Raw genomic sequence first — 5,878 nt, 5'->3', positions numbered from 1 at the left:
GCCGGGCGTTAACCCGTGGCACACCGGCCGTGGCTGGCGTTTCGGACCGGTCAGGTCCAGGCGAGCAACGCCGCCTCGGGGTCGGCGAGGAAGTCGCCGATGTCGCGCAGGAACTTCGAGCCCAGCTCACCGTCGATGATCCGGTGGTCGAAACTCAGACCAAGCGTGGTGACCTGCCGCGCCTTGACCTTGCCCTTGTGCACCCACGGCATCTCCCGCACCGCGCCGAAGGCGAGGATCGCCGACTCGCCCGGCGGCAGGATCGGCGTGCCGGTGTCCACCCCGAACACCCCGACGTTGGTGATGGTCAGGGTGCCGCCGGACATGTCCGCGGGCGAGGTGCGGCCGGACTTCGCCGTCTGCACCAGGCCGTTCAGCGCGTCGGCCAACTCCCGCAGCGAGAGCCGGCCGGCGTCCTTCACGTTCGGCACGATCAGGCCGCGCTCGGTGGCCGCCGCGATGCCGAGGTTGACGTACTCCTTGACCACGATCTCGTCGCCGGCCCAGGTCGAGTTGACCATCGGGTGCCGCTTGACCGCCAGCAGCACGGCCTTCGCCACCAGCAGCAGCGGCGAGACCCGGACGTCGCGCCACTCCCGCCGGCCCCGCAGGCGCTCCAGCGCCTTCATCGCCCGGGTCACGTCGACGGTCAGGAACTCCGTCACGTGCGGAGCGGTGAACGCCGAGCGGGACATGTTCTCGGCGGTGAGCTTGCGGACGCCCTTGACCGGGATGCGCTGCTCACGGTCGGCGCCGAAGCTCGCGGCGCTCGTCGCGGCCCGGGTGACCGCGACCGGCTCGGCCGCCGCCACGGAACCGCTCACCGCCTGCTGTACGTCCTCCCGGGTGATCGAGCCCAGCGGCCCCGACCCGGTCAGCGTGCTCAGGTCGACGCCGAGGTCCTTGGCGAGCTTGCGTACCGGCGGCTTGGCCAACACGAGCCCGCCCGGCACCGGACCGCCGTTCCCGTTGCGGACCGGCTCCGGCGTGACCGGCTGCGGTGCGACCGGTGCCGGCGCGACCGGCGCCTCGGCCTGCGCCGGTACGGCACCCTTGCGGGGCCGGCGCTTCGCGGCGGTGGTACGCGGGCCGTAGCCGACGAGCACCGCCGTCCGCCCGCCCGGAGCGGCACCGCCGATCAGGCCCGGCTCGATCATGCCCTCGGCCGGGGCCAGCTCCACGGCCGCCAGCGAGGCCGCCGACGGGGTGGGCAGGTCGCCGGTGGGCGTGGCCGTGGTCGACGCGGTGGTGTCCAGCGGGCCCGCGCCCGGGTCGGTGTCGATCGCGATGATCGGCGTACCGACCTCGACAGTGGTGCCCTCCGGGTGGTGGATCGCCTGCACCTGCCCGGCCCACTTCGCCGGGATCTCCACCGCCGCCTTGGCCGTCTCGACCTCGACGATCGGTTGGTTCAGCTCGATGGTGTCGCCGACCTTGACCAGCCAGGCCAGGATCTCGCCCTCGGTCAGCCCCTCGCCCAGGTCGGGCAGGTTGAACGTCTTGATCCGGGACATGCCGCTCACCAGCCGAAGGTGCGGTCGACGGCGTCGAGCACCCGGTCGAGGTCGGGCAGGTACTCCTCCTCCACCCGGGCGGCCGGGTAGGGGGTGTCGAAGCCCGTGACCCGCAGCACCGGCGACTCCAGGGAGTAGAAGCACTCCTCGGTGATCCGGGCGGCCAGTTCGGCGCCGAGGCCGATGTTGGACGGCGCCTCGTGCACCACGACCGCGCGGCCGGTGCGCTTCACCGACTCGTAGGCGGCGGCGAGGTCCAGCGGGGACAGCGAGCGCAGGTCGATGACCTCCAGCTCCCGGCCGTCCTCGGCGGCGGCCGTCGCGGCCTCCAGGCAGGTCCGCACCATCGGCCCGTACGCCAGCAGGGTCACGTCGGTGCCGGGCCGCACCACCCGCGCCGAGTGCAGGGGGTACGCGCCGGACAGCGGCGCGTCCAGGTCGACCTGGCCCTTCTCCCAGTACCGCCGCTTGGGCTCCAGGAAGACGATCGGGTCGTCCGAGGCGATGGCCTGCTGGATCATCACGTAGGCGTCCTGCGGGTTGGCGCAGGTCACCACCTTCAGGCCGGCGGTGTGGGCGAAGTACGCCTCCGGCGATTCGGAGTGGTGCTCGACCGCGCCGATGCCACCGCCGTACGGGATCCGGATGACCATGGGGATGCTGAGTCGGCCGCCCGAGCGGTAGTGCATCTTCGCCACCTGCGACACGATCTGGTCGTACGCGGGGTAGACGAAGCCGTCGAACTGGATCTCGCAGACCGGCCGGTAGCCACGGATGGCCAGGCCGACGGCGGTGCCGATGATGCCGGACTCGGCCAGCGGGGTGTCGATCACCCGCTGGTCGCCGAAGTCTTTCTGGAGCCCGTCGGTGATCCGGAAGACGCCGCCGAGCTTGCCGACGTCCTCGCCCATGATGATGACCTTGGGGTCGGTCTCCAGGGCGCGGCGCAGGCCGGTGTTGAGGGCCTTGCCGAGGGTGAGCGTCTCCGTGGCCATCAGTGGGCGCTCCCCTCGAACGACTCCATGTAGCGGTTGAACTGCGCACGCTGCTCGTCGAGCAGCGGCGACCCGTTGGGGTAGACGTGGTCGAACATCGTCACCGGCTCCGGGTCGGGCATGGTGAGCACCCGCTCGCGCAGGTGCACCGCCTCGCGGCGGGCCTGCTCGTCGACCTCGGCGAAGAAGGCCGCGTCGGCGATCTGCTGCTTCTCCAGGAAGGCCTTGACCCGGATGATCGGGTCCTTGGCCTGCCACGACTCCACCTCGCTGGCGATCCGGTAACGGGTCGGATCGTCGGAGGTGGTGTGCGCGCCCATCCGGTAGGTGTACGCCTCGATCAGGCTCGGGCCCTGCCCGTGCCGGGCGTTGTCCAGCGCCGTGCGGGTGACCGCGTACGACGCCAGCACGTCGTTGCCGTCCACCCGTACGCCGGGGAAACCGAAGCCGGCGGCCCGCTGGTAGAGCGGGACGCGGGTCTGCCGCTCCAGCGGCTCGGAGATCGCGTACTGGTTGTTCTGGCAGAAGAAGACCAGCGGCGCGTTGAACACGCTGGCCCAGACGAACGCCTCGTTCACGTCGCCCTGGCTGGTCGCCCCGTCGCCGAAGTAGGCGATCGCGGCCTCGCCGTCATCGGTGCCGACCTTGCCGTCCATGGTGATGCCCATGGCGTACCCGGTCGCGTGCAGGGTCTGCGCGCCGATGACGATCGTGTACATGTTGAACTTGAACTCGTTCGGGTCCCAGCCGCCCTGGTCGACGCCGCGGAACAGACCGAGCGGCATGATCGGGTCGATGCCCCGGCAGTAGAGGACGCCGTGCTCCCGGTAGGTCGGGAAGGCCATGTCCTGCGTCCGCAGCGCGCGCCCGGAGCCGACCTGGGCGGCCTCCTGGCCGAGCAGGCTGGCCCAGAGGCCCAGCTCGCCCTGCCGCTGGAGCGCGGTCGCCTCGGCGTCCAGCTTGCGGACCAGCACCAGGTCGCGGTAGAGCCCGCGGTACTCCTCGTCGGTGAAGTCGACACGGTACTCGGTGCCGTCCGGCCCGGTGGCGCTGTCGATCCGCTCGCCTTCGGGGGTGAGCAGCTGCACCAGCTCGGGGTCGCCGGTCGCGCCCTTCTTGGAGCGGGGAGCTGCCCGCCTGCTGCGGGTGGTGCCCCCGGGGTCGCCCTTTGCCATCGGTCTCTCCCTGTCGTGTCTGCGTCGGCACCGGGGGATCACCCGGCCACGCAACTCGTGCGCCTGCCCGGCTGCTGCCGGACCGGTTCCTGGCGGCCGCGCCTAGCCCCGGTGGGGGTTGCCGCGCGGCGTGAGCCGGGTTCTGGCCGAACCCGGTTCGGGAGCGCCGGCGCCGGGCCGCGCCTGCCGCGAGGGTGCGCGGAGGTCACGGCTGCGTTGCCGTCGTGCTCCATATTCGCAGAGCAGGTGAGCGCGCCCACAGTACGCCCGCCTTGCATTCCGACCGCCTACGGTTTGATGTTCTTTGTCGCCATCGTGCCGCCCTGCGTCTACCAGGCAATCCGGTGATGATTCGTCACCGTTCGGTCAGTGCCGCGTGTCGACACGCGGTGGATGTTGGCTGACGGAGGGTGACTGGACGAGGCTGATTACCGCAGGAACGTGCCGATCGGGTGATTAGCCGGATTCCCACCGGTGAACGCCCCCGGCGTGCCTCCGACGGCGACGACAAGGGGTGTGCGGTGGACGAGTCAGGTGACGGTCCCGGCACACCCATGCTCGGACGCCACCGGTCGCCAGGCGGCTACCGCCGGGTGATCGGGTCACACCGGGCACCCGGCGCGGGCGGGCCCTCCCGGGGTTACCTGCTCACCGTCGCACTGTTGGCCGGCACCGCGTCGATGCCGATCCTCGCCGCGGTCAGCGCGGGCTCGGCCACCCCGGGCAGCAGCGCGCTACCGGACACCAGCACCCCGTTCATCCCGACCCCGTCGGTCGGGCCGGTGGTCATCCCGATGCCGGTGACCAGTCAGCCGCCGCCGCTCGCGTTGCCGGCACCGGGCACACCCAGCGCCGGCCCGACCGCGACCGCTGACTGGGTGCCCGCCGCTCCCTGGCGTCTCCCGGACGAGTCGTGGTCCGGCCCGACGGCCGACGACCGGCTGCCCGCCCGTCGGATGGTGCCCGCGCCACCGGCGCCGCGACCCACCCGGAGCGCCCCGCCGGCCGCGCCCCCGCCCCCGCACCCGACCAGCCCGTCGCCGTCGCCGGCGCCGACCGGGTCACCGGACCCGGACCCGACCGAAACGCCCCCGCCGAGCCCGACGCCGACCGACTCGGCGACACCCACCGCGACCGGTTCGTCGACCGCCACCGCCGTCCCCACCAGCACCCTCCCCGCACCCGCCAGCACATCCCCGCCGTCGGCCACGCCCGGCCCGTCGGCCACGCCCGGCCCGTCGGCCACGCCCGACCCGTCGGCCACCCCTGGCCCGTCGACCATGCCCGGCCCGCCGACCACCCGGCCCGAGCCGACCACCCCGCCGTCGCCGCACGCGCCGACCTCCCGGATGCCGTCGTCGGTCACCGCGCGACCACCGGTCACGCCGCCCACGTCGGCCGACCCGGCGACGCCAACCGGGCGTCCGTCGCCGGCCGGACCCACGCGTCCCACCCAGTCCCCGGCGGTACGGTGACGAGCAGGCGTCGCCGAGACGGCGGTGGTCGACGGTAGGCGCGTACCGGAGGGGGTGGCGTGGGCGGCGGTGTGGAACCCCGCCAGGTCGCCGCCCGGCCCGGTCCAGGGCTGCGGGTCGCCCGACTGGTCACCGAGCTGACCGCCCCGGCCGTGCTGGTGTCGCTGCTGATGGTCGCCGTGAGCTGGCACAGCACCCGGGGCAGTGCCCGCGGCCTGCTCTGGGGTCTGCTCGCGACGCTCTTCGTCACCGGCATCCCGTTCGCCTACATCGTCGGCGGGGTCCGCCGCGGTCGGCTCACCGACCACCACATCGGCCGTCGGGAGCAGCGCCGGGTGCCGCTGCTGGTCGGCCTCGGCTCGGTCGCCGCCGGGCTCGCCCTGCTCGTCGTCCTCGGCGCGCCCCGGCCGTTGCTGGCGCTGGCGGTGGCCGGGCTGGTCGGACTGGTGGTCGCCGTGTCGGTGAGCCACTGGTGGAAGATGTCGATCCACTCGGCGGTCTCCGCCGGCACCCTGGTCATCCTGGCGCTGACCTTCGGGCGCGGGTTCCTCGTCGCCGCGCCGCTGTTGGCCGTGGTCGGCTGGTCCCGCGTACGCCTGCGGGATCACACCGTCTCGCAGGTGCTCGCCGGCGGTGTGCTCGGCGCGCTGATCGCCGCGGTCGTCTTCGGTCTGCTGCGCTGAGCGACCGTCGCCGGGCGGGCGGCACCACGCCGCCCG

6 protein-coding genes are annotated in these 5,878 nt (G+C 73.2%); 1 reads left to right on the top strand and 5 read right to left on the bottom strand.

Annotated features, from left to right (window positions below; all coding sequences use genetic code 11):
• Positions 1–50 precede the first annotated feature (50 nt).
• From AB0J68_RS25105 to AB0J68_RS25085, 5 genes are all read right to left on the bottom strand, one after another.
• Positions 51–1,514: a dihydrolipoamide acetyltransferase family protein gene (locus tag AB0J68_RS25105; protein WP_355064785.1), complete on the bottom strand. Its 1,464-nt coding sequence runs from the start codon at positions 1,512–1,514 to the stop codon at positions 51–53.
• A 5-nt stretch (positions 1,515–1,519) separates the two neighbouring features.
• Positions 1,520–2,509: an alpha-ketoacid dehydrogenase subunit beta gene (locus tag AB0J68_RS25100; protein WP_354863001.1), complete on the bottom strand. Its 990-nt coding sequence runs from the start codon at positions 2,507–2,509 to the stop codon at positions 1,520–1,522.
• The gene (gene pdhA, locus AB0J68_RS25095; protein ID WP_355064592.1) at positions 2,509–3,684 is read right to left on the bottom strand and encodes a pyruvate dehydrogenase (acetyl-transferring) E1 component subunit alpha; all 1,176 of its coding nucleotides are present in this window, start codon (positions 3,682–3,684) and stop codon (positions 2,509–2,511) included. The genes AB0J68_RS25100 and pdhA overlap by 1 nt, the downstream gene beginning before the upstream one ends.
• A 640-nt stretch (positions 3,685–4,324) precedes the next feature.
• Complete coding sequence (locus tag AB0J68_RS25090; protein ID WP_363940637.1) at positions 4,325–4,474, bottom strand: hypothetical protein; 150 nt, start codon at positions 4,472–4,474, stop codon at positions 4,325–4,327.
• An 18-nt stretch (positions 4,475–4,492) separates the two neighbouring features.
• Positions 4,493–5,068, bottom strand: a complete 576-nt coding sequence (locus AB0J68_RS25085; protein ID WP_363940636.1) for a hypothetical protein — start codon at positions 5,066–5,068, stop codon at positions 4,493–4,495.
• A 150-nt stretch (positions 5,069–5,218) separates the two neighbouring features.
• Here AB0J68_RS25085 and AB0J68_RS25080 point away from each other — a divergent pair, with 150 nt between their 5' ends.
• Complete coding sequence (locus tag AB0J68_RS25080) at positions 5,219–5,842, top strand: phosphatase PAP2 family protein (protein WP_363940635.1); 624 nt, start codon at positions 5,219–5,221, stop codon at positions 5,840–5,842.
• The last annotated feature ends 36 nt before the right edge of the window (positions 5,843–5,878 follow it).

Origin of the sequence: Micromonospora sp. NPDC049580 (assembly GCF_040675595.1) — a bacterium.
Classification (GTDB): Bacteria; Actinomycetota; Actinomycetes; order Mycobacteriales; family Micromonosporaceae; genus Micromonospora.
Note: the sequence above shows the minus strand (reverse complement) of the source record. Positions and strands in the feature narration are given on the sequence as shown.

Excerpts from the sequence above, each read along its gene's own strand:
- AB0J68_RS25105 (WP_355064785.1), bottom strand. The coding sequence starts at position 1,514 with ATGTCCCGGATCAAGACGTTCAACCTGCCCGACCTGGGCGAGGGGCTG.
- AB0J68_RS25100 (WP_354863001.1), bottom strand. The coding sequence starts at position 2,509 with ATGGCCACGGAGACGCTCACCCTCGGCAAGGCCCTCAACACCGGCCTG.
- pdhA (WP_355064592.1), bottom strand. The coding sequence starts at position 3,684 with ATGGCAAAGGGCGACCCCGGGGGCACCACCCGCAGCAGGCGGGCAGCT.
- AB0J68_RS25090 (WP_363940637.1), bottom strand. The coding sequence starts at position 4,474 with ATGACCACCGGCCCGACCGACGGGGTCGGGATGAACGGGGTGCTGGTG.